Here is a 24,837-nt window from a genome sequence, read left to right on the forward strand (position 1 = left end):
TATTATTCATCTAAAACATGACACTAATCTTTCTTATTTTATCATTGTTACGTTCGTTTTTCTACTATTGCTAATAGCCCTTTGGAATTTTAGGGAAATATTAAAAAAGCCAAAGACGAATCTTTGGCTTTTAGGAGGTTGTGTTATTATTTTATTGACCGTTGTATGCTTGAATGATAATTTCTTTCAATTCACTGATTAGTGGCTCTTTAGGGTTAGCCGTTGTACATTGGTCAAGATAAGCTAATTCAGCTAATTGATCTACTGTTTCATTCAATTGATTTTCCGTTACCCCTTGTGCTTTGAAGCTCATGTCAATACCTACAGTTTCACCTAACTCTGCGACTGCTGTTGCCAATGCTTCGACAAGCTCTTCAGTCGTTTCACCTTTCAAGCCTAAGAAACGAGCGATATCAGCATAGTCTTCATGAGCTCTGAAGTAATCATATTTAGGGAATAACGCATGTTTAGAAGGATCTTTCGCATTATAACGTATAACATGTGGTAATAAAATCGCGTTCGTACGACCATGTGGGATATGATATGCACCACCACATTTATGCGCGATAGAGTGACAAACACCTAAGAACGCATTTGCAAACGCCATACCTGCTAAACATGAAGCGTTATGCATTTTTTCACGGTTCACTTCATTAGGTCGTTTAACGGAATCTTCTAAACTTTCAAATACTAATTTAATCGCTTGGAGACTTAAACCACGTGTATAATCAGATGCCATTACAGACACATATGATTCAATAGCATGTGTTAATACGTCCATTCCTGTATCAGCTGTGACGCTCGCTGGTACTGAGTAGACAAACTGTGGGTCAACAATTGCTACATGTGGCGTTAAGGCGTAGTCTGCTAATGGATATTTCACGCCTGTTTCACTATCGGTAATAACAGCAAAAGGTGTTACTTCAGAACCTGTTCCTGATGTTGTTGGAATACATACAAATTTTGTTTTATTTGGTTCTGGAATACGGTAAGTACGTTTACGAATATCTAAGAATTTTTGTTTCGCTCCGAAGAATTCTACATTTGGATTTTCATAGAACATCCACATACCTTTTGCCGCATCCATTGGAGATCCACCACCAAGGGCGATAATTGTATCTGGTTCGAAGTTCATCATTTGGTCTGTTCCTTTATAAACAGTGTTCGTTGAAGGATCTGGCTCGACATCAGAGAAGACTTCAATACTGACTTTTCCTTCACGACGATTTAACGCTTCAATCACGCGATCAACATAGCCTAAGTCGACCATTCCTTTATCACAGACGATAAAGACTTTTTCTACATCCTTCATTTGTTCTAAATAATTTAATGAGTTTTTCTCAAAATAAATTTTTGATGGTAGTTTGAACCATTGCATATTATTCCTTCTTTTCGCAATTGTTTTCGTGTTAATTAAGTTAATAGCTGTGACGTTTTTAGAAACAGAGTTTTTACCATATGAACCACAACCTAAAGTTAGTGATGGAATCATTTCATTATACAAATCACCGATACCTCCTTGAGCTGCTGGAGAGTTTACAAGTACACGACACGCTTTCATTTTCAAGCCAAATGCTAATTGTAATTCTTCATCTTCAGAGTGAATCACAGCTGTATGTCCTAAACCAAATTCCAACATATTTTCACATAATTGGAAAGCATGATCGCGATCAGTTGCTTTCACCATAGCTAATACAGGGGATAGTTTTTCAAGTGAAAGTGGGTACTCTTTACCTGTTCCTTCTAATTCAGCGACTAATATTTTCGTTCCAGCTGGCACTTTAATTCCTGCCCATTCTGCAATTTGAGTCGCTGGCATCCCTACTACTTTAGGATTAACAGCTGTTTTAGCTTCATTCATAACCGTTGCTTCTAATTTTGGTAAATCTTCTTTTGTGACAAAGTGAACTTGGTGAGCTAAAAATTCTGCTTTTACATCGTCATAGATTTCTTTGTCAACAATGACTCCTTGCTCAGAAGCACAAATCATGCCGTTATCAAATGTTTTAGAGACGATTAAGTCGTTAACTGCTCGTTTAATTTTTGCTGATTTTTCAATGTAAGCTGGCGTATTACCCGGTCCAACTCCTAACGCTGGTTTTCCAGTAGAATATGCTGATTTGACCATTCCTGCTCCACCCGTTGCTAAAACAATGGCTACGCCAGCGTGGTTCATAAGATGACTAGTTGCTTCCATAGAAGGTTGATCAATCCATTGAACACAATTTTCTGGTGCGCCTGCTGCAATCGCTGCATCTCTTACAATTCGAGCTGCTTCAGCTGATGATTTTTGTGCACTTGGGTGAAAAGCAAAGATAATCGGGTTGCGTGTTTTGATTGAAATTAATGCTTTAAAAATCGTCGTTGATGTTGGGTTTGTTGTAGGTGTTACACCACACACAACGCCAACTGGTGCTGCTACTTCAATAATGTTATGTTGTTCGTCATCACGAATCACACCGACTGTTTTATCATTTTTTATATTATTCCAGATGTACTCAGAGGCATACATATTTTTGATACATTTATCTTCATAGACACCGCGACCTGTTTCTTCTACTGCCATTTTTGCTAGAGGCATGTGTGCATCCAAGCCCGCCATTGCCATTTGATGAACAATGTGGTCAACTTGTTCTTGCGTAAATTCTTCCATTGCTTTTAGTGCTTCTTGCCCTTTTGCAACTAAATCATTGACCATCTCTAATGCCACTTGATTTTTGTCTACTACTTCTTTTTTAACGTCTTCTTTTTTACTCATTTAGGAAACCTCCATGAAAATTTTATTTGTTACCTCTTTCACAAATAACTATACTACATCTTTTTTTATTTGTAAAGAGATATTTGTGATTTTTTTCACTTTCTTTTGTAAAAAAAGAAAAGAGCCGTTTTTCAGCTCTTTTCTATAATAAATCATCAATGTCTTCCCAATCAAATGACAGCACATCTTTTACTTGTGCTTTAACACGTTGATAATCAAAAAAATCATTCGGAGTAATGATCATCACACTTTGTCTTTTTTCTTTAGTCGACCAGTCGTGATGCCAAACTTTTTCTTGCATATACTCCCAAAGTTCTGCTCCGTCATATTTAAATAACCTAGACGATGAAACTCTTTTGTTTTTTGTTTCATCCCACGTCTTAATTGCCAACGTTCCCATACTTCCATTGTTTTCATTGTACTTTCCTTTACCTTTTAACCATCAAAACAACGTAACAGACTAAAAAAGATAAAACCAACAACTGCTGATTTTATCTTAAGTGACTACTCTTCATTTGATGTTTCATCAACTTCAGTCACAGAAACTTCTTCTACGACTTCCGGTTCATGAGTACCAGGTGTTACTTGTGCAATCGCTGCTCGGTTAAATTCTAAGAAGATTCCTTCACAGTCAAGAATTACTGTATTATTTCCGTCTTCTTGATTGAATTCTGACACAATACCATGTAACCCGCCAATAGTGACAACTTTATCACCAATTGCCATACTATCAAGTAACTGTTTTCGTTCATTTTGTTGCTTTTTCTGTGTACGTGTCATAAAGAACAACATACCACCAATAATAATTAATGGAAAAAACATACCTAAACTTTGCATTCTATTCACCTCATCCTATTCTCGTTCACTCTTAACTTTAACAAATAATTTCCTAAACTACTAGTTTTATCTTCGACGATTTAAAAGTTTTTTGCATTTTTTTCGTTAAAACCGTACTCTTCAAAAAAGGCTTCACGGAATTCTAATAAATTATCATCCATAATCGCTTGACGAACTTGTTTCATCACATTTAATAAGAAATACAAGTTATGATACGAGGTTAAACGCAATCCAAAGGTTTCATTCGCTTTGATTAAATGACGCACGTAAGCACGGGTATAGTTACGGCACGTGTAACAGTCGCATTTTTCATCGATTGGTCGAAAATCGCGCTCATATTTCGCATTTTTTACCACTAAACGTCCTTGACTTGTCATACATGTTCCATTACGAGCAATACGAGTTGGTAAGACGCAATCAAACATATCGACTCCACGAATAACACCGTCAATCAATGAGTCTGGAGTCCCAACTCCCATTAAATAGCGTGGTTTATTTGACGGTAAGATAGGATTAAGCCATTCTAACGCTTCATTCATCTCTTCTTTTGATTCACCAACTGAAAGACCTCCTATAGAATAACCTGGGAAGTCAAGACTTACTAAATCTTTCGCACTTTGAATACGTAAGTCTTTATAGCCAGCTCCTTGAACAATTCCAAATAATCCTTGACGATCTGGATTGGCATGAGCTTTCAAACCACGTTCAGCCCAGCGCGTTGTACGCTCGATTGATTTCTTAACATAATCGTGACTTTCGTAAAATGGCGGACATTCATCGAAACTCATCATAATATCTGGTCCTAGTTTATTCTGAATTTGAATCGCTTTTTCAGGTGAGAGGAACATTTTAGAACCATTTAAATGATTTTTAAAATGAACGCCTTCTTCTGTTATATTACGCATGTCAGCTAGCGACCAAACTTGAAAACCGCCTGAGTCCGTTAAAATCCCTTGGTCCCAGTTCATAAATTGATGTAAGCCACCTGCTTCTTCTACAATATCTTCGCCTGGGCGCAACCATAGATGATATGTATTACTTAAGATAATTCCTGCTCCCATTTCTTTCAATTCTTCTGGCGCCATTGTTTTAACAGTAGCTAGTGTTCCGACTGGCATAAACATCGGTGTCGGAAATGTTCCATGTGGTGTTATGATTTCGCCTAAACGAGCCCCTGTATGTTTTTCTGTTTTAATTAATCGGTAACGAATCGGTGATTCTGTCATTTTTGTTCCTACTTTCTTTGACTATTTATTTAACAAACATCGCATCACCAAAACTAAAGAAGCGATATTCTTCAGAAACAGCATGTGCGTATGCTTCCATTGTTAACTCTTTTCCTAAAAAGGCAGAGACTAGCATCACGAGTGTTGATTTTGGCAAATGAAAATTCGTCGAAAAAGCATCGACAATTTTAAATTCATATCCTGGATAGATAAAGATATCTGTCCAACCACTATCAGCTTGTAATTGTCCATCAAATTTAGTGCCTATCGTTTCTAACGTACGAATACTTGTTGTCCCTACTGCGACAATCCGTCCGCCACTGGCTTTGACCTCTTTTAGCGTTTCAGCCGCCTCTTCTGTTAAGCGATAAAACTCACGGTGCATTTCATGCTCATCTACGTTCTCAACACTCACTGGACGAAATGTTCCTAATCCAACATGAAGTGTCAAATACACTAGTTTTACACCTTTTTCTTCAATTTTTTGCAACAACTCTTTAGTAAAATGCAGACCTGCAGTTGGTGCAGCTGCCGAACCATTTTCTTTCGCATAAACCGTTTGATAACGTTCTGGATCTTCTAATTGTTCTTTGATATATGGCGGTAAAGGCATTTCGCCAAGAGACTCTAAAATTTCAAGAAAAACACCCTCATACATAAAATCAATAATTCGTCCCCCGTGATCCAGTTCTTCTACCACTTTCGCTTTTAAGCGACCGTCACCAAAATGAATTTCAGTTCCAACTTTCGCTCGACGTGCCGGCTTAATTAGCGTTTCCCAACGATTCCCTTCTTGGTTCACTAATAATAATACTTCTAACTGTCCCCCTGTATCTGGCTTAACACCATGTAAACGCGCAGGTAACACTCGTGTATCATTCATAACTAACGCATCTCCAGGATGTAACTCATCTAAAATATCCGTAAAATGTTTGTCTGCCATTTTACCAGTCGCTTGTTCCACTACGAGCAAACGCGATGTTTCCCTATTTTTCAGAGGCGTTTGTGCAATTAATTTTTCTGGTAAATCAAAATCAAAATCTTCGGTACTCATAACCATACTTTCACTCTTCTCTCTAGTTCTTCTCATCATATGCATAGCCTAAATGATGATACGCTTTTTCTGTTGCTACTCGTCCACGAGCCGTTCGCTTTATAAACCCTTTTTGGATTAAAAATGGCTCGTACATGTCTTCCACTGTTTCTGTTTCTTCACTGATGTTGACGGCAATCGTGCTTAATCCAACAGGCCCACCTCGATATACTTCAATCATCGTACGTAAAATCTTCTGATCGATATAATCTAAGCCTTCTTGGTCAACACGCAGTAAAGCTAAAGCATAGTCTGCTATTTGCGGCGTAATGACACCATCACTTTCAACTTGAGCCACATCTCTAACTCGACGCAATAAACGGTTCGCAATTCTTGGCGTTCCACGTGAACGTCGTGCAATCTCAAAAGCTCCTTCTTCAACAATATCCGTTTCAAAAATAGCTGCTGAACGCACGATAATCTCCGCTAATTCTTCTGGATAGTAATACTCCAAATGAGACACAATCCCAAAGCGGTCACGCAATGGTGCCGAAAGCATACCCGCACGCGTCGTCGCTCCTATTAATGTAAAGGGTGGCAGTTCAAAATGAAGAGGATAAGCAGTTTCGCCTTGTCCCATCATAATATCTACGTAAAAATCTTCCATCGCGGAGTATAACATTTCTTCCACTACACGAGGTAGGCGATGTATTTCATCAATAAATAAGACATCTCCTGGACTTAATTCATTTAATATCGCCACTAAGTCACCTGGCCGTTCGATTGCGGGTCCACTCGTTGTCCGAATATTGACGTCTAGTTCATTCGCAATAACCATCGCCAAAGTCGTCTTCCCTAAACCAGGAGGCCCAAACAATAGCACGTGATCCAGTGATTCTTGTCTTCGTTTAGCTGCTTCAATATATATCAGTAATTCTCGCTTAACTTTTTCCTGTCCAATATACTGAGTTAAGTACTGCGGGCGTAAGGTTTTATCAGATGAAGCGTCATTCTCCCATTCGTCTGGCGATACAATCCGTTCTTCCGTCATCTAGCATCACTCCTTACTTTTTCATCAATAAACTTAATCCTCTACGCAGATATTCATCTGTCGTCGTTAAGTTTTCAGCTGCTAACCCTTTTTTCACTTTCGAAATCTCTCGAGCACTATATCCTAATGCTTTCAAGGCTTCACACGCCTCTTCTAAAGCACTGATTGTCCCTTTCGCTGTAAATTCAGAATCCATTTCTAACTGTTGTTGGCCGACTAATGACGGTTCGAAGTTAACACCCTCTAGTTTTCCTTTTAAATCTAAGACCATTTGCTGCGCTGTCTTTTTACCAACACCAGGAAATTTAGTCAAATAACTATGGTCAGCATTTTCAATCGCTGTTACTAGACCAGCATGATCAGCACTTGCCATTATCGCTAAGCCACTCTTAGGCCCAATACCAGATACACTGATTAATTTTAAAAACAACTGCTTTTCTTCTAATGTTTCAAACCCATAAAGCGTCATCGCATCTTCTCTTACCGCTTGATACAAATAAAGGGTGACTTGCTTGTCACGATAACTTGATAATTTAAACGGATTCGCCACTAGTATTTGATAGCCTATTCCATGTGTTTCTATCACAATATAATAAGGACTTATATAGGTTACCATTCCTTTTATATATTCATACATCTTTTTTCCTCCATACTTAAACAAGCGTTCCCTTAAGATTGTACCATAATCCCTAACGTCTAGGTAGTCAATACACAAGAGCCTTTTAGTAACATTATATAAAAAAATAAATTTATAATACTTTAATTATTGATAGTGTTTTTATTACTTTTATTAGAAAACAACTTATCACATTCTCTATTATATTTTATTTTACGACAATTTAGATATGCATAAAAAGATATAAAGTAAAATTTTTATTTGAACAAAAAAAGCATCTTGTAATGAAACATCTCACTACAAAACGCTTATTTTTACTAATATACTTTTGTTTTTTATCCTCTTTTAAATTCTGTTCTCTTTAATAAAAATTGATTCTAAGACAACTACTTTCTTAATCTCCACCTGCATCTTCGACGATTGTATTATATAAGGGGGTTTTGTTTTTTAAATCTTCAATTTCTCCTATTTTTACCCCTTTAGAGTAAAAACCATCTAAAATTCCAATTTTCTGAAAAATTGCTTGTTTATAAGCAATTTCAGCATTCCATTCCATCGTGTCCAAAATAGACAATGCTTTATGTATTGCCTCTACGCCATTTTCTCCCGATGTATTAATAAGAACACCATGACTATTTAACAACAACATATTAGGTAATTCAACATTATTTTCTTTTATATAATCACTTGTTAATTTTGCTAATTCTTCTGAACAATTAGGTTCAAATTCCAGTACGGGGACATATTTCACTTTTTGAGTAGCTTCTGTCAAGTTAGGTAAGTCTAACCCAGATGTTGCCCAAAACATAGCGTTAGGTGCGTGTGCATGTAATACCGCTTTTACATCTTTATTAGTATCGTACATAGCCTCATGTAAATTTATTTCTCGAGTTAAGTTACCTACTCCGTCTATAACCTTTCTAGTATGAGGCTCAACCACTAATATTTGCGCCGGTGATAGATTACCTAAATATGCTTCCGACATCATGGTTGGTGTCATAATTATATATTCATCCCCATTATCATCCGATACTTTAAATGAAAAGTTCCCACCAGCTACATTAGTATTTTTTCTATTAAATATTAATTTAACTATATTAGCTAAATCTTGTCTTTCGCTTTCAAATATCATTCTTCCAGCTGTCATTTAATATCCTCCATAATCATTTTTTTATTGACTGATAAATTATTTTTTTAACTTCTTCTTGTTTTTCTTTTTTCTTAATTTTTTTTTCATTATACTTTCTAAACATAATTGGATCACCTTTAATATATATATAAGATGATAAAGCTAATGTTATAACATTCAAAAAAGTATTGTTTGTTATTAAAGAGTATAAAAATAAGCATAGGGTAAATGCTAAGAATGTATACCAAAGAGCTTGCTTATTATTCATAAATACACCTATCCTTTATAACGTTCACTCGGTACTTTCATTCTATTCATATATCTATAAAGCAACACAAATAATGCTAAGAAAACTAAACTACCAACTATTGCGTAAATATTCTTATTAAATGCTTCAGCAAACAAAATTCTAAATTCAGGCCCCTCAATTGAGGACCACGTAATTTGTTGTCCTTTTTTTATACCTTCAACAGCACCCGTTTTATTAGCTAATCCTGTTAAAACTGGTGTTAGGTATGTAGCACCGTATAAATATAGTGGCATTGATATTATTCCTAAAACAAGCATCCTTAATAGATTCCCACCTGTTAACAATAAACCTCCTACTGCAATCGAGTAATTAATGATACCTGCTAAAGGTAGTACAAGGTTTCCAGGCAATACAATTGAATAACCAATAAAAACAGGGACAAGTAATATTGCAGTGACCCACACCTCTGATCTACCTGCTAAAATAGGCCAATCCAACCCTATATATACCTCTCTGTCTTTGAACTTGCTCTTCATAAATTCAGACATTGCATCAGCTAAAGGTGATAAAGCTTGCATGAACATTTTAGATATCATAGGAAACAATGCCATAGCAGTCGCGATTTGAATTGCCAAATTAAGAGAACCAGATACCCCATAAGCTGCAGCAAAACCTAAACCTAAACCTATTATAAATCCCATAACAGAATTTTCTGAAAAAACACCTATCTTCTTTTTAAGTGCATTAGTATCAGCTTTTTTATTGAAAATAGGCATTTTATCCATTAACATATTGAAAGGCAACAGTAAGACGGCTGATATATTCATAAAATGGGTAACTGTAACTAAAGGAATACCGGTTAAGTCTTCAATATGTTTTTGAAACATATCTCCCATTTTCAGCTCTAAAACAACCTGAATTGATGCTGTGATAAACCCTGCAGCCAAACTACCGCTAATGAAATATACCAGATAAGCTGTTAAAGCTTTTCCCCAAACATTCCACATATCGACATTTAGAGTCTTCGTAAAGTTTAATAATAGCATAACAATGTTTATAACTATTACTACAGCGAAAAAAACAAAAGCATATGGCCATGACCAAGTAATACTCGCTGCACCTGTCCAACCCAAATCTAGAGCAGGTAAATTAATCCCTGTATTTTTTGCTAACGCTTCAGAAGCAGGGCTCACTGCGTTGGACATAAAGCCAATAACCATAGACATTCCAGTAAAAGCTATTCCTAGCGTAATCGCAGACATAAAAGCTTTTTTAAATTTCATTCCAGCTACAAGCCCTAGAATTAATATTATTAAAGGTACAAAAATTGCAGAACCTAAATCTAGTATATAATTAATAATATTTTGAAATATTTCCATGTCAATCTCCTTTATTTAATTTCATTTTTAATATCTTCATAAATTTTTTCCATTCCCATTCCAGTTAAAAAAGGTATCCCAGGAAAAACTTTTACACTTAGCTCCTCGGCTTTCTGAAGTACATCTTCATCTGGCTGAGCTATATAGACATAAATTTCAGAAGTTGGTAACTCGTTCATAATTGATTTATAGTCCACAGCTTCTACAATATAGTCAATTCCATCATTATCTAACATACTAGATAATTTACTCGCTATCGTTTGACTAGTAGCCACTCCACTTCCACATGCAACAATTATTCTTTTATTCATAGTCGTATTCCTCCATATATAATTAATTTTTATAAAAAATTTTCTATTGTCGACATTACTTGTTTCTTATTATTACTATCTTTGTACTCTAATACAAAACTATCATTCATTAACAAATCTATAATTTCTTTTAACAAACTTACTTGTTTTTTAGGTTCTGTAATACCTAAAAAGAAAAAATCTTTAACTTTTATTTCCTGATTATCACCCATTTGTTTCATATTTATTAATTCCTTAGTTTTTACCACGCAAACAAATGGTTGCTTGATATGTTCCGGATCTGTGTGAGGTATAGCAACATTAATAAATTTAGTCATCAAACCCGTTGGGAATTTAGTTTCCCTTTCCATAACAGCGTTTTCATACTTTTCATTTATCAACCCCTTCTCTTTGAGTTTTTTTGAAACATTTTTTACAACATCTTTAAAATCATCTCCCTCTACATTTAAAATAATCAAATCTTCTGATAGCATATTCTTTAACAATAAAACTCCCTCATTCCTTTGTTTATTTATGTTTGTTTGTGTTCTTTTTTGTTTGCAACTAAATAATATATCAAAATTAAATAAATGTCAACGCTTTCTTTTGTTTATTTGTGTTTTTTTACAGATGTAGTATAATAGGTATGTGTTTATCATCATTTTTAAACATATGAAAGGTGTGACTTAATGTTAAAAGAAGAAAGACAAAATAAAATTATAGATTTATTAGACTCAGAAAGTTTTCTAACCGTTTCAAATATTTCTACACAATTAGAAGTTTCGGAAATGACTATTCGAAGAGACCTTAATCAATTAGCTCAAGAAAGCAAATTAATAAAAGTACATGGCGGAGCAAAGAAAATAGAACCTAAAGAATTATCTACAAGTGAAAAAATCAACTGTAATGTATCAGAAAAAAAAGAAATTGGAATGTTTATGAACTCTTTAATCAAAGACGATCAGGTAATTTATATAGGTGCAGGTACTACAATATTTTATGCGTTATCGCATATTACTAAAAAGAATTTGTATATCATTACTAATAGCCTAATTGCTTTTAATTACATAAATGAAAATACTGATTATAAAGTCATATTAACAGGAGGTGAGTTTAACTCTAGAACTGAGGAATTCATTGGAAACATCGCAGAAAAATCATTTAAAACTCTTAATATCGATATAGCTTTCGCAGCAACTAATGGAATTTTTGATAATAATGTTACTACTTCCACTTCTTTACAAGGTGGTGTTCAAAATGCTGCTTTTCAAAGTTCTAGAATTAAATGTATCGTAGCTGACAGTTCAAAATTAAATAAATCTGATATTTTTACTTTCTATAAATTATCCAATTTAGATTTCTTAATTACTGATAGTAAAATAACAGATGATGATTATAAAAAATATAGCTCATACACTACCGTAGTAAAGGAGATACAACATGATACTAACCGTTACCGCTAACCCGTCAATCGACACACTGTATATATTAGATGATTTTAAATTAGGACAGTTGAATCGTTCGAAAACAGCCTATACTAACATCGGAGGAAAAGGAATTAATGCTGGTAGAGCTGCTGCATTGTTAGGTCACGAAGTAATTTTAACCGGTTTCCTAAGTAATATTAATGGAAAAAATTTGGAAGATATGTTAAAAAAAGAGAATTTATTTATACAAGATTTTGTGAAAATAGATAATGGACAAAATCGCTCAGCAATTACCATTGTTGACAAATTTAAACAACAAACTGAAATTATTGAGTCAGGACCCACGATTAAAAAAAACGAACATATAGAATTGCTTAATAAAATAATACATATTTTAAGCAATAACAAGATTTCTTGTATATGTATAAACGGTTCAGTGAACTCTGATAATTCCGATTTTTATTCAATTATTATGGATAGTATTTATCAAAACGGACCACATAAAATTTTACTAGATGTCTCCGGACCATTTTTAAAAAAAGCTTGGTTAGATAAAGTAAATGTACCTTTCTTAATAAAACCTAACTTGCTTGAATTCAGCGATTTAATAGGCAAAGAATTAACCACAAAATCCGAAGCAATTCGTTTTATTTTAAACGAAAATATAAAAACTAATATCCCTATAGTTTTTATTAGTTGTGGGGAAGAAGGGGCAATTGTTATTCATAATAATAAATTATACGATGTAAAAATTCCAAACATAACAGTAGTTAATCCAACTGGGGCAGGTGATTCAATTGTTGGAGGTTTTGCAGCAGCCTTAGAGCGAAATCTTTCTCTTGAAGATTCAATAAAATTTTCTATAGCTTGTGGTATTTCAAACACTATGAATGAGGGGACTGGCGTAGTTAATCTAGATGAAATTAAAAAAATTATGCCACATATATTAGTCACTGATATTAGTTAAATACACTTTATATTTCATATCTATTGTAGTAATTTAATTTTTTATTAACCTTATCATTTAGTTTTTATAAAGATGACAATCACAGTCTTAGAAAACTGTATAAAAAATAAAGGCTCTACGGTTTAAAGAGCAGATGAATCATTTATTTGATTCATCAGTCCTTTAAATTATAGAACCAATAAAAAGGCTGTCCGCTCGCGGACAGCCTTTCTATTTTAATCTAAAAACTTTGCCATGATTTTTTCAATATTCATGGTTGCAAACTCTTCACCAGTAATGCCAATAATTTCTGATTCACATTTTACTTGTTCAAGTAATCCCTTTAATTCTTCCTCATAGCGATGTACTTGAGGTGATAGTAAAATATAGTCATAGTGTTTAAAGTCCAATTTCTCTTCTACTCTCGCAACAGGTGCATAGTCTACGTCATAGTTTAATGATTTTGCACGAAGACTTTCTAACATTTTAGAAACAAATAATGCTGCACTAATGCCCGTTTCACACACGAGTAAGATACTTTTTTCCATCATAAAACCCCTATCTATATTTTTTTAACGCGCACAGGTTGGCCTGTTTTTAATGATTCATTCGCTGCAAAGGCTAAGCGTTGCGCCATAATACCATCTTCAAATGTTACCACAGTTTCTGTATTATTTCTAATCGCATCTAAAAATTGCTCTACTTCTGCAATATAAGCATCATTGTAACGCTCTAAGAAGAAATGCAATGGTTTTTGGCTATGAACACCCTCTACATCTGATAATGTCACATTATTAACTAATTCATTTTCCGCTTGAGATGCTCCTTTTGAACCAAAAGCTTCTAAACGTTGATCATAACCATACACTGCTTGACGGCTATTACTAATAACCCCTAAACAACCATTTTCAAATTTTAATGTGACAACAGCAGTATCAATATCAATGCCTTTAATCTCAGGATTGACTAACGCTTCTCCTGTCGCATAAACTTCGTCTACTTCACTACCCGCAATAAAACGTGCCATATCAAAGTCATGAATCATCATATCAAAGAACAAGCCCCCTGATGATTTAACATAAGACAATGGTGGCGCTTCAGGATCACGTGAATCAATACGTAATAATTGAATATCTCCAATCGCACCGCTTGTGACATGTTCTTTTACCTGAGCAAAGTTGCGATCAAAACGACGGTTAACACCTAATTGGAATTTCACGCCTGCTTCTTTCACTACTTCGTAAGCTGACAATGTTTCTTCATCTGATGAACTAATCGGTTTTTCACAGAAAATATGCTTGCCTGCTTTAGCTGCTTTTTTGATTAACTCCGCATGGGTATCTGTCGGACTACAAATAAAAACAGCATCAATTTCATCATCGGTTAAAATTTCATCAAAATCTGCTACTAACGGTACACCGACTTCTTTTTCAAAATCAGGCATTTTATCCGCAAAAATATCTGCTACTTTTTTAACTTTAACGCCGGCCATTCGGACTAAGTTATTGGTATGCAATTTCCCAATACGTCCTCCACCGATAACACCTACTACTAATTCTTTACTCATCTTTTTCAACTCCTATTTTTTATTATCTAGCAAATCCAATTGGTGAGAATGCTAAATAGGTAATAATAACTGTAACAATCGTAATCACACTAACTAACTTCGTATGTTTCCAAGGGGTAATGTCAACTTTCGTATTAAACACTTTCAATTCGAAGTCGCCTTCTGGTTTCCATTTTGAAACTAAGAACATCACTAGCATGTCTAAGAAGAATAATACACTTAACACATATAAGAAGTGAACATCTTTTAAGAAAACTTTAGATAACGCATATAAAACAATATGCATAGAGATTGTAACCTTGGCAGACAATGCTGTCGCTTTTTTAGAGTAGAAGGCTAACAAAATAATAACTAAAAGCGGCATATTATATAGTCCATTGAACTCTTGTACGAATTGATAAAGTCCAGCTGGTGCAAACGAAATAAATGGTGCCACAATAACCGAAACCAATCCAACAATAACCGTTACCATTTTACCGGCACGAGCAATTTGCGCGTCTGTTGCTTGTTTGTTGATAACTGGCTTATAAAAATCCAATGAAACTAATGTTGAGGTGGCGTTTAGCGCTCCTGAGAATGAAGATAAAATAGCTCCGAAAATGACCGCCGCAAAAATACCATACATCATTTGTGGTAAAACTTCCGTTACTAATGCTGGATACGCTTCATCTGGTGTATTAATGAGTAATTCACCAAATATATTACGAGCTACAATTCCTGGGAATACTAGGAATAATGCCCCAAAAATCTTGAAGAATCCAACCATGAATGCTCCTTTTTGAGCTTCAGCTAAGTTTTTACCTGACAAAGCCTTTTGAACAATCATCTGGTTCGTACACCAGAAATACAAGTTATTAAATAACATACCTGTAAAGAGTGTTGGCCAAGGAACGACCGCAGAATCAATCGAACCGACTGAATTTAGTAACCAAGGTGTATTATCTACGATATGATCAATACCACCAATGAAGTTTCCTCCACCTAGCTTAGTCACTCCTAAAATTGGTACTAACAAGCCACATATTAATAAACCAAATCCATAAACTGTATCACTGTTCGCACTTAGACTCAATCCACCAATTAATAAATACAAAATACCAATAATACCGATTGCAAATGACACCAAAATGATTGCTGTAATCGGACGAATTCCCAATAGTTCGTCTATTCTGAATATTTTGTTAAAAACAAGTGAACCAGAATACAGCACAACAGGTAAGAATGATGTCATATAAGTAATAATAAACAAAGCTGAGATAATACGCTTCGTACGCGTATCATAACGAATTTCAATAAAGTCAGAAACCGTATTGATACCGTACTTGAAATACTTTGGTAAGAACACCGCAGCTAGCATGACGATAGCTATCGCTGATGTCACTTCCCAAGCCATAACTTCCATACCTGCTACATAACTTTGACCGTTTTGTCCGACAATCTGTTCAGTTGATAAATTGGTCATAATAATGGACCCTGCAATTGGTAATGCCGTTAAACTTCGACCACCCATAAAGAATCCTTCAGAATCTGTCACATCGACGCCACGTGACCTCTTAAACGCAAACATCCAAACCGCCACAATGATGAGAATAAAACTTACCATTGAAAATACATTCATGTCTACACCTCTTATTTTTAAAGTTTTGTGACGTCATTGATATATTGACGTGCTTTTTTTGCATAAATAAATGGATTAGCTTTTGCTGGATCTTGTTCGGCTTCCACAACAATCCATCCTTCATAACCACTCTTCTCTATGGCTTCCCAAATAGGATTAAAGTCGATCATGCCATCTCCAGGAACTGTAAAGACGCCTTCTTTCACACCATTTAAAAAGCTCATTTTATTCGCTTTGACTTCAGCCATTTTTGCTTCACGAATGTCTTTAAAGTGGATGTGGAAAATACGATCTTGATATAAATTATAAATTTCAAGTGGATTTTCACCAGAAAAAACGAGATGTCCTGTATCAAATAGTAAGCTAACCTTTTCTGGGTCTGTATGGTCCATTAAACGTTTAATTTCAGCTGTCGTTTGAACTCCTGTTCCCATATGGTGGTGGTAAACAATTTTCATGTCTTTTTCAGCTGCTAACTCGCCTAGTTTTTCTAAACCAGTTGTTAGCAACTCCCATTCTTCATCATTAAAGACTGGTTTTTTATCAAAAACAGGTGTTTCCATTTGTCCTTGTACACTATGACCTTGTTCTGATACAACGATAACTTTCGCTCCCATTGCATGTAAAAAATCACGATGTTCAATAAATGCTTGAGCCGTCTCCTCGTAAGGTTTCGTTGTTAAAAAGGCACTGAACCAAGCGCTTGCCACTGATAATCCTCGTGGTTCCAAATAGCTTTTTAATACTTCGGGATCACGTGGATACTTGTTTCCAATTTCAGTTCCAACATAACCTGATAAAGCCATTTCACTAATACATTGTTCAAAACTGTTTTCGCTTCCTAATTCAGGCATGTCATCATTTGTCCAAGCGATTGGTGCAATTCCTAATTTGATTGTCATTTTTCTTCCTCCTTGTTTTCGGTACAGCGTTTTCATTTGTGATGTAAAAGCAAGCGGAGTCAGTGTGACTCCACTGCTTAAAATCCTTTTTAATGGGGCACTTCAACCAAGCATTTTCCTTCATAAGATGATTGACAAGCAATCGCTACTTTAGTTGATTGCAAGCCGTCGTTAGCATTAACGCCAGGCTGTTCACCCGTTTGAATACAACGGATAAATTCTTTTGTCTCATTGATAAAAGCTTCCTTGAAGCGCTCTGGGAAATTCTGTGAACACGGTCTAACCACACCATGTTCATTCATTACTGTGACAAGATTTTTTTCTGGTATTTGCGCAATTCGCAACATTCCTTTTGTTCCGATTAATTCCGTTTCTACATGGTAACCATGATGACAATTACGACCTGCAACTAAGATAGCCATCGTCTGGTCTGTCAGTTGCATCATAGCTGCCCCTGTTTCTAATTCACCCACAGCATCTAACTCAGGGTAAGCGGCGTTTTTACCAATTGCCCAGACACGTTCGATTTCTTGATTTGAAAACCAACGAACTAAGTCAATATCATGAATAGACATATCAGCGAACAAGCCGCCACTATTACTTGCTCCAGCAAATTTCACAAAACTTTCGAGACCTTCGCTTGGATCAATTCCGTAGCTACGAATTAATGTCAGTTCTCCCAACTCACCTTTTTCAACCATTTGTTTGGCATATTGATAAGATTCGTCGTATCTTCTCATAAAACCTAGCATAAAGACTTGATTAGGATGAGCGTCAATCACATCCATTGTTTTTTCAATTTCAGCGACGTCTAGCCCAATTGGTTTTTCAGAGAAAACATGCTTGCCATTCTTCATCGCCAACTGAATATGCTCACAGTGTAGCCCAGACGGCGAAACGATAAAGATAGCATCAATGGCTACATCTTGCACCATTTCTCCATAATCACGATACAATTTGGTCACGCCAAGTGCTTCTCGAGCAAAATCTAACTCTGCTTCGACCACACTGCATGCAGCATAGAGCTCACAGTTAGGTACGTGAAATGCTAGATTTTTAGCATGTTCTTTCCCTAACCTTCCTAACCCGATAATCCCAACTTTTACAACCTTCATGGTGCGCCTCCTAGAATTAATATTTCCAAGCGTCTTGTAATTTTTCAGCACGTTCTTGCGCCGCTTGAACTACGGCTTCTGTTTCAGAAACTTCGGAAACTCCAACATTCCACCAGCCGCCGTATCCGTCTGTCATAGTTTTAGGTAACACTTTAATGTCAATTAAAGTTGAAACAGTTTGTTTTTTAGCGTCCTCAATAGCAGCAATTAATTCGTCACGCGTCGTCACACGATACGTCTTAGCCCCGTAGCCTTCCGCCACTTTAGCATAGTCGATAGCCATAATATTGTGATCGGCATCGCGGAATTCACAATTATAACTACCACCACCATTAGACATTTGTAAATTATTGATACAACCATAGCCTGAATTATCAAAAAGCATGACATTGATTTTTTGTTTATATTGTAATGCTGTTACTAATTCGGTATGTAACATTAAGAAGCTACCGTCTCCTAACACGGCATATACTTCTCGTTCAGGTTCTGCTAACTTAGCACCTAATGCTCCTGCTACTTCATACCCCATACATGAATAACCATATTCTAAGTGATAGGTGTTTTCCGTATCCGTTTCCCATAGACGTTGCATGTCACCTGGCAATGAACCAGCTGAGGCTACGACGATGCTACCTTCTTCTACAGTGTCATTCATTGTAATAAACGCATCTGTTTGCGTGTATTCGGTCTTCAAACTATCTGCATATTCATTCATGACTTCTTGACTGAAATGTCCGTCAATTTCCGGTTTAAAGGCTGTACGATTAAACGTAACATTATGTAGACGCTCGCGTTCTTGTTTCCATTCCTTTTTCCACTCGCTTAACTGCGAACCAAACGATGCACGATAGTTTCCTAATTCTTTCGCCATCATTTCTAACGATACTTTCGCATCTCCAACAACTTGAAACGCATCGAATTTATAAGCGTGCATTCTACCTACGTTTATATTTAAGAATTTCGTACGGTCGTAATCAAACGCTGTTTTAGAAGACGTTGTAAAATCTGTATAACGCGTTCCCACTCCTATAATCAAGTCCGCATTATCAATCGCCTTGTTAGCAGCTGAGGTTCCTAAAATCCCAGTGCCTCCTAAATTATTCTCAAATGAATGAGCGACAGTAGATTTTCCTGCATGAGTTTCCACCAGTGGAATCTCATGAGTCTCTGATAATTGACGTAAAATGTCACCAGCTTGTGAGTATTTAGCCCCACCACCTACAATAATAACGGGCTTTTTGCTCTCTTTAATACGCGCTACTGCTCCTTCTATTTCACGATTAGTAGGTACGCGACGATCTAGATAATGCACGCGTTTTTCAAAGAAACTCACTTCAAAATCATACGCCTCTCCTTCTGTATCTTGCGAAATACAAATCGTCGCAGGACCTGCTGTTGCAGGATTCGTCATTACTTCAAATGCTCGGATTAATGCCGACATTAGTTGCTCTGGTCGTTGCACGCGATCCCAGTACCGAGAAACAGCTTTAAACGCATCATTAGTAGTAGTTGCAATACTTGTTTCATGTTCTAACTGTTGTAAAACAGGGTCTGGTTGACGTGTCGCAAAGGTGTCAGCTGGTAAAATCAATAAGGGAATATTGTTGGCATGAGCCGTCGCTGCAGCTGTTACCATGTTAGCTGACCCAGGACCTGCTGACGCTGTAACGGCATATATTTTTTGGCGTAACTGTTGTTTACTAAATGCAATGGCAGCATGCGCCATTCCTTGTTCATTTTTTCCTTGAATCACTTTTAAATGACCAGGATCTTGTTCAAGGGCATGCCCAATTCCTAAGACATTACCATGTCCAAAAATATTAAATACACCTTCTACAAATGGAAACTCTTTACCATCGACTGAGATATATTGTTGATTTAAGAATTTGACAAGGGCTTGAGCTGTTGTCATTCTTATTGTTTTACCCATCTTCACACTTCCTTTATTCTGCTTGTTCTGCCATTAATTGTTCTATTTGTTCGACTGTCGGCATCGCTTCAGATGAACTGTGTTTACTTACAACGATAGCTGCTGAAGCACTACCGTATTGTAATGCGGTTTGAATATCTTTCCCTTGTGAAAGGGCATAGATAAAGGCCGCAGCATATGAGTCCCCTGCTCCAAATGTTTTTAATACATTAGACTTATAGGCTTTTGTTGCAAATGTTTGCCCGTCTTTTGTATAGGCGTATGATCCTTGAACACCGTGTTTAATCACAAGTAATTCTGGACGATGTGAAAACAGATAATCTACCGTTACATCGTTCGAACCATTCTCAACATTTTCCAACATATTATACTCGTCACGTGTACCAATCACGACATCTGATTGTTCTGCTACTAAAGCATAATAAATAGATGTTTCTTCCGCATTTTTCCACGTGTATGGACGATAATCTAACTCAAACACTACTTTCACTTGATTTTCTCGAGCAATAGAAACCGCTTTTAATACTGCTTCACGAGAAGGGCTTTGTGCCAAACCTGTTCCTGAAACGACTAACATTTTCGCCTCTTTAATATACTCTTCATTAACTTCTGATGGATCTAAGTATAAATCAGCTACGTTATCGCGATACATTAAAATACTACATTCTTCCGGACTTAAAATTTCAGTAAAAGCTAAACCTGTCTTACGTCCTTCTGTGTCTAATACAAAATTACTAGTGTCAACTCCTACCTTGCCCATGTAATCTGTAATAAAACGACCATGTTGATCATCTGGTATTTTACCGATGAACCCACATTTCAATCCTAATTTTGAAGCTCCAATTGCAATGTTAGCGGGAGAACCGCCAACATATTTACTAAACGTCATGGTTTCTTCCATAGGTCGATTATACTCGACAGCATTTAAATCCACACATGCCCGTCCAACAGCGATTAAATCATACTTTTTATTTGCCATAATGACACTCCTAATTTTTATTTTCCTTTTTATTTTCGATCTAAAATCCACTCATGATCTGGGTCATTATGGAATTGCCATTTTTTAATTGGACCTGCCATAATGTTCAGATAGTATGAGTTATATCCATCTGGCACAGCCACTGGATGATAACCTTTTGGTACTACGACAACATTTTCATTTTCAACTGCCATCGTTTCATCTAGCGAACGATCGTCCGTATAAACACGTTGGAAAACAAAGCCTTGTCCCGGATCGACTTCATGATAGTAAGTTTCTTCTAAGAATGACTCATGTGGCAAGTTGTTTTCGTCGTGCTTATGTGGTGGATAGCTTGACCAATTGCCGCTATCTGTATAAACCTCTACCACAATTAAACTATTAGAAATCGGACTTTCGTCATCTAAAATATTATGAACCATTCGTTTATTACTATATTTCCCACGTTTTTCAATGCGATTACTTGCTGCTGGAATCAGTTGCGTTGGCAACTGATTCTCAGATGGCGAGTAGCAAAGGATAACTTTTGCCTCTTTATTGGCTGTTATCGTCATGTCATGGTTATGAGATATATAGACACTATCGGTTGGTATTTTCTCAAACACACTATCTCGTGTCCCAATGTTTTCAAATGTTTCTGTTTCATCTGAAATTGTTACTTGACCCGTTAACACAACTGCACATACTTCCAAGCCATCTAAATGCTCTTGATAAGTACCACCTGCTTCAAATGAAAGTAAACGAAGTTCGATATATTCTAATCCGTCTTTTTCTCGCGTAACATGATGTCGTTCAATCACTTTATCATTTAACGCTTTTGTTTGAGGTGTTCGTTTTAAATCCGCCATTCTTTATTCTCCTAATCTTTATATATCATTACGTGAGTAGCGAGCTGTGACCACTTTGTTACGTGTATAGAAATCGACTCCTGCTTTTCCGTTTGCTGGTAATGTACCGTAGAAAGAAGATTTCCATCCAGAGAATGGGAACATCGCCATTGGAGCTGGAACGCCCAAGTTAATACCAATCATACCTGCGTCAATATTTTCTCTGAAGTAACGAATTGCTGAAGCATTATTTGTAAATAGACATGCTCCATTCGCAAATTCAGATTGATTAGCAATAGCAATCCCTTCTTTTAAATCTTTAATTTTCACAATAGAGAGAACCGGTGCGAAAATTTCATCTTTCCAAATCGTCATATCTGTTGTCACATTTTCAAAAATAGTTGGTCCGACGAAGTAACCATCTTCATTAACCATTTCACGTCCGTCGCAAACTAAGTTTGCTCCTTCTTCAATACCTTTTTCGATGTATCCAAGTGTTCGTTTTAGATTGTCTTCACGAATAACTGGGCCTAAGAAGACGCCATCATCTAGTCCGTTCCCCATCTTAATATCTTTCGTTGCTGCAACCAAACGCTCCATGAATTCATCGTATATGCCTTCTTGAACGGTTACAACAGCTGCCGCCATACAACGTTCTCCAGCAGAACCAAATGCTGCACCAACAATCGCCGGAATGCTGTCATCTAAGTTTGCATCATTTAAGACGACTGTGTGATTTTTCGCGCCAGTTAAAGCCTGAACACGTTTTAAGTTTTTAGAACCTTCAGTATAAATATATTCACCAACTGGTTTAGACCCTACAAAAGAAATTGCTTTAATCGCTGGATGTTCTAAAATACCGTTAACCACATCATGTGCTCCGTAAACAATATTCAAGACCCCTTTTGGTAAACCAGCTTCAGTAAATAACTCAACGACTTTTTCCATTAACATTGGTGTACGTTCAGATGGTTTTAAAACGACTGTATTCCCTGTTGCAATTGCCATTGGGAACATCCAAAATGGTACCATCATCGGGAAGTTAAATGGTGTAATACCGCCAACAACCCCAACTGGATATTTATAAGTTGTCGCTTCAACGTCTGTTGCAATAGAGGATGAACTATCACCCATCATTAATGTAGGTGCTCCAGCTGCAAATTCTACGTTTTCAATCCCACGTTGTACTTCACCGTAAGATTCAGATAAAGCCTTTCCATTTTCAATTGTGACTAAGCGAGCTAGCTCGTCTTTGTTATCCATTAATAATTGATGAAATTTATATAAAATACGTGCACGACGAGGTGCCGCTACTTCTTTCCATTCTAAAAATGTTTCATGAGCGACTTCTGCAGCATGATTTAAATCTTCACGTGTTGATAAAGGAACTTCACACATCGGCTCTTTCGTAGCTGGATTGACCACTGTTTCATATGTTGATGTACGACTTTCAATCCACTCCCCATTTACATAATTTTTAAGTTTTCTTACCTCAGACATAATATTCCTCCGTATTATCTTATTTCCAACCTCCCACAAGTTACTATCAACTTATGGTTAAGTTGGTTATCTTCAAAACATATATTACACAACTTTACCAAGATAGTCAATCTATTTTTATAGCATTTTTTCAAAAAATTGTTTTTTTGAGTATGTAGCCTGGATAAATCGTTATTTTATGGTTAACTGTTGATTAAGTTGGCTTGGCATGATATAGTGAGCATAGAAATTAAGAAGCAGGAGAAACTGAGATGAAAGCCAAACGTAATGATTTAATTAAAGAATATATATTAGAAAAAGAACATGTGACACTGAAAGAATTAGAAGAAACATTTAACGTTTCAATGAACACTATTCGACGAGATGTTGCCAAGATTATTACCGACCCTCGTTTTGAAAAAGTTTATGGTGGCGTCAGTGTGAAGAAAAACAAACTAATTTCTTTCGAAAATAGAAGTATTAAAAATAAAGAAGTCAAGCAAAAAATTGCAGAGGAAGCGGCAAAACTTATCCAACCACACGATTTAATCTATATTGACTCTGGGACAACCACCAAGTATATTTTAGATTATTTACCGAAAGACATTGAAATGACGATTATTACGAACAGTCTAGATATTGTACTAAAAGCTGAAGTTTTTGAAAAAATCCAAGTCTTTTTATTAGGGAATATGTTCAAACGCTCAACGCGTTCTTTTGTCGGCATTACACCGGATCAAATTACTAATAAATATAATATTTCAAAAGCATTTATGGCAGCTACTGCCGTTTCTATTGATAATGGCATGATGAACTCTGATTTAATGGAGTATGAAATAAAGAAACATATTGTGGATAAAGCGGCTAATATTTATTTACTTGCCGACAAAAGTAAGTTTGAAAAATCAACCTTACTCACTTACGCTTCTCTCGACCAAGTAGATAAAATTATTACGGATAAAGATTTTGATACGACTTATCTTGATTTCTTTAATGACAAACAGATTGAACCCATAACAGTTGACATATAGAAAGGAGTTACATGTATTATGCCATTAGTTAAATTTGACCTCGTAAAAGGACGGAGTCAGCAGGAAATCACTCATTTATTAGACGTATCACATCGTATTTTTTTAGATGCTTTAGAATTACCAGAAGGTGACCGTTATCAAGTCGTGACTCAACATGAACCTTATGAATTAGTCATGGAAGATACAGGACTTGGCTTTGAACGTACACATCAGCGCGTCCTCATCACTGTTGTCAGTCGTAAACGCACGACCGAACAGAAGGAAAAACTGTATGAACAGCTACAACAAGCCCTTTATAAAGAATGTCAATTAAAACCTGAGGATTTGATGATTAATTTTGTTATCAATGAGGATGAAGACTGGAGTTTTGGTTTTGGCAAAGCTCAATTCTTAACAGGAGATTTACAATAAAAAAGCGTGAAAGTGTTAGAATTTAACACTTTCACG

Annotated in this window: 25 protein-coding genes; 4 read left to right on the forward strand and 21 right to left on the reverse strand. The window is 36.1% G+C overall.

The genetic code is table 11. The features are described 5' to 3' along the window. Positions 1 to 151: 151 nt before the first annotated feature. From adhE to M2919_RS04920, 12 genes are all read right to left on the reverse strand, one after another. Positions 152 to 2,758: a bifunctional acetaldehyde-CoA/alcohol dehydrogenase gene (gene adhE / locus M2919_RS04865; RefSeq protein ID WP_023606593.1), complete on the reverse strand. Its 2,607-nt coding sequence runs from the start codon at positions 2,756 to 2,758 to the stop codon at positions 152 to 154. 142 nt (positions 2,759 to 2,900) lie between these two features. Beyond that, positions 2,901 to 3,158 carry a post-transcriptional regulator gene (locus M2919_RS04870; protein WP_248849441.1) on the reverse strand — a complete coding sequence of 86 codons (258 nt, stop codon included), beginning with the start codon at positions 3,156 to 3,158 and terminating at the stop codon, positions 2,901 to 2,903. Positions 3,159 to 3,262: 104 nt separating this feature from the next. After that, positions 3,263 to 3,595 carry a preprotein translocase subunit YajC gene (yajC, locus tag M2919_RS04875; RefSeq protein ID WP_023606595.1) on the reverse strand — a complete coding sequence of 111 codons (333 nt, stop codon included), beginning with the start codon at positions 3,593 to 3,595 and terminating at the stop codon, positions 3,263 to 3,265. Positions 3,596 to 3,675: 80 nt separating this feature from the next. Continuing rightward, entirely contained in the window at positions 3,676 to 4,821 is a 1,146-nt protein-coding gene (gene tgt / locus M2919_RS04880) for a tRNA guanosine(34) transglycosylase Tgt (protein WP_023606596.1), read from the reverse strand. Between the two features lie 25 nt (positions 4,822 to 4,846). After that, complete coding sequence (gene queA, locus M2919_RS04885) at positions 4,847 to 5,881, reverse strand: tRNA preQ1(34) S-adenosylmethionine ribosyltransferase-isomerase QueA (protein WP_168413610.1); 1,035 nt, start codon at positions 5,879 to 5,881, stop codon at positions 4,847 to 4,849. 16 nt (positions 5,882 to 5,897) lie between these two features. Then, positions 5,898 to 6,905, reverse strand: a complete 1,008-nt coding sequence (gene ruvB, locus M2919_RS04890; protein ID WP_023606598.1) for a Holliday junction branch migration DNA helicase RuvB — start codon at positions 6,903 to 6,905, stop codon at positions 5,898 to 5,900. Between the two features lie 13 nt (positions 6,906 to 6,918). After that, positions 6,919 to 7,542, reverse strand: coding sequence for a Holliday junction branch migration protein RuvA (ruvA, locus tag M2919_RS04895; protein WP_248849442.1), 624 nt, complete (start codon positions 7,540 to 7,542; stop codon positions 6,919 to 6,921). A gap of 373 nt (positions 7,543 to 7,915) precedes the next feature. Next, positions 7,916 to 8,668 carry a class II aldolase/adducin family protein gene (locus M2919_RS04900; protein WP_248849443.1) on the reverse strand — a complete coding sequence of 251 codons (753 nt, stop codon included), beginning with the start codon at positions 8,666 to 8,668 and terminating at the stop codon, positions 7,916 to 7,918. Between the two features lie 16 nt (positions 8,669 to 8,684). Beyond that, positions 8,685 to 8,918, reverse strand: coding sequence for a hypothetical protein (locus tag M2919_RS04905; RefSeq protein WP_248849444.1), 234 nt, complete (start codon positions 8,916 to 8,918; stop codon positions 8,685 to 8,687). A gap of 8 nt (positions 8,919 to 8,926) precedes the next feature. Beyond that, the gene (locus M2919_RS04910; protein WP_248849445.1) at positions 8,927 to 10,279 is read right to left on the reverse strand and encodes a PTS galactitol transporter subunit IIC; all 1,353 of its coding nucleotides are present in this window, start codon (positions 10,277 to 10,279) and stop codon (positions 8,927 to 8,929) included. Positions 10,280 to 10,290: 11 nt separating this feature from the next. Then, complete coding sequence (locus M2919_RS04915) at positions 10,291 to 10,590, reverse strand: PTS sugar transporter subunit IIB (protein ID WP_248849446.1); 300 nt, start codon at positions 10,588 to 10,590, stop codon at positions 10,291 to 10,293. A 29-nt stretch (positions 10,591 to 10,619) separates the two neighbouring features. Beyond that, positions 10,620 to 11,063 (reverse strand): PTS sugar transporter subunit IIA, encoded by a 444-nt coding sequence (locus M2919_RS04920; RefSeq protein ID WP_248849447.1) that lies wholly within the window; start codon positions 11,061 to 11,063, stop codon positions 10,620 to 10,622. Positions 11,064 to 11,258: 195 nt separating this feature from the next. On the opposite strand from M2919_RS04920, the gene M2919_RS04925 reads away from it, so the two are divergent. Both M2919_RS04925 and M2919_RS04930 read left to right on the forward strand, forming a co-directional pair. After that, the gene (locus M2919_RS04925) at positions 11,259 to 12,032 is read left to right on the forward strand and encodes a DeoR/GlpR family DNA-binding transcription regulator (RefSeq protein ID WP_248849448.1); all 774 of its coding nucleotides are present in this window, start codon (positions 11,259 to 11,261) and stop codon (positions 12,030 to 12,032) included. Further along, the gene (locus M2919_RS04930; protein ID WP_248849449.1) at positions 12,010 to 12,963 is read left to right on the forward strand and encodes a 1-phosphofructokinase family hexose kinase; all 954 of its coding nucleotides are present in this window, start codon (positions 12,010 to 12,012) and stop codon (positions 12,961 to 12,963) included. The genes M2919_RS04925 and M2919_RS04930 overlap by 23 nt, the downstream gene beginning before the upstream one ends. Before the next feature lie 215 nt (positions 12,964 to 13,178). On the opposite strand, the gene M2919_RS04935 is transcribed toward M2919_RS04930, so the two are convergent. The 9 genes from M2919_RS04935 to M2919_RS04975 form a co-directional block, all read right to left on the reverse strand. Next, positions 13,179 to 13,490, reverse strand: coding sequence for a PTS sugar transporter subunit IIB (locus M2919_RS04935; protein WP_023606600.1), 312 nt, complete (start codon positions 13,488 to 13,490; stop codon positions 13,179 to 13,181). Between the two features lie 14 nt (positions 13,491 to 13,504). After that, positions 13,505 to 14,509, reverse strand: a complete 1,005-nt coding sequence (iolG, locus tag M2919_RS04940; protein WP_248849450.1) for an inositol 2-dehydrogenase — start codon at positions 14,507 to 14,509, stop codon at positions 13,505 to 13,507. Positions 14,510 to 14,531: 22 nt separating this feature from the next. Continuing rightward, positions 14,532 to 16,127, reverse strand: coding sequence for a solute:sodium symporter family transporter (locus tag M2919_RS04945; RefSeq protein ID WP_126762781.1), 1,596 nt, complete (start codon positions 16,125 to 16,127; stop codon positions 14,532 to 14,534). 17 nt (positions 16,128 to 16,144) lie between these two features. Continuing rightward, the gene (gene iolE, locus M2919_RS04950) at positions 16,145 to 17,029 is read right to left on the reverse strand and encodes a myo-inosose-2 dehydratase (protein WP_023606603.1); all 885 of its coding nucleotides are present in this window, start codon (positions 17,027 to 17,029) and stop codon (positions 16,145 to 16,147) included. An 89-nt stretch (positions 17,030 to 17,118) separates the two neighbouring features. Further along, complete coding sequence (iolG, locus tag M2919_RS04955; RefSeq protein ID WP_248848269.1) at positions 17,119 to 18,144, reverse strand: inositol 2-dehydrogenase; 1,026 nt, start codon at positions 18,142 to 18,144, stop codon at positions 17,119 to 17,121. A 16-nt stretch (positions 18,145 to 18,160) separates the two neighbouring features. After that, entirely contained in the window at positions 18,161 to 20,074 is a 1,914-nt protein-coding gene (gene iolD / locus M2919_RS04960) for a 3D-(3,5/4)-trihydroxycyclohexane-1,2-dione acylhydrolase (decyclizing) (protein WP_248848270.1), read from the reverse strand. Between the two features lie 13 nt (positions 20,075 to 20,087). Then, positions 20,088 to 21,053 (reverse strand): 5-dehydro-2-deoxygluconokinase, encoded by a 966-nt coding sequence (iolC, locus tag M2919_RS04965; protein WP_023606607.1) that lies wholly within the window; start codon positions 21,051 to 21,053, stop codon positions 20,088 to 20,090. A 29-nt stretch (positions 21,054 to 21,082) separates the two neighbouring features. Beyond that, positions 21,083 to 21,901: a 5-deoxy-glucuronate isomerase gene (gene iolB, locus M2919_RS04970; RefSeq protein WP_248848271.1), complete on the reverse strand. Its 819-nt coding sequence runs from the start codon at positions 21,899 to 21,901 to the stop codon at positions 21,083 to 21,085. Between the two features lie 18 nt (positions 21,902 to 21,919). Continuing rightward, a complete protein-coding gene (locus tag M2919_RS04975) occupies positions 21,920 to 23,380 on the reverse strand; it encodes a CoA-acylating methylmalonate-semialdehyde dehydrogenase (RefSeq protein ID WP_126762790.1) in 1,461 nt (486 codons plus the stop codon). Positions 23,381 to 23,631: 251 nt separating this feature from the next. On the opposite strand from M2919_RS04975, the gene M2919_RS04980 reads away from it, so the two are divergent. Continuing rightward, positions 23,632 to 24,390, forward strand: a complete 759-nt coding sequence (locus M2919_RS04980) for a DeoR/GlpR family DNA-binding transcription regulator (RefSeq protein ID WP_248848272.1) — start codon at positions 23,632 to 23,634, stop codon at positions 24,388 to 24,390. A gap of 18 nt (positions 24,391 to 24,408) precedes the next feature. Further along, the gene (locus M2919_RS04985) at positions 24,409 to 24,801 is read left to right on the forward strand and encodes a tautomerase family protein (protein ID WP_126762794.1); all 393 of its coding nucleotides are present in this window, start codon (positions 24,409 to 24,411) and stop codon (positions 24,799 to 24,801) included. Positions 24,802 to 24,837: the final 36 nt, after the last annotated feature.

The sequence above is a fragment of the Vagococcus lutrae genome, from assembly GCF_023299185.1.
GTDB lineage: Bacteria > Bacillota > Bacilli > Lactobacillales > Vagococcaceae > Vagococcus_A > Vagococcus_A lutrae.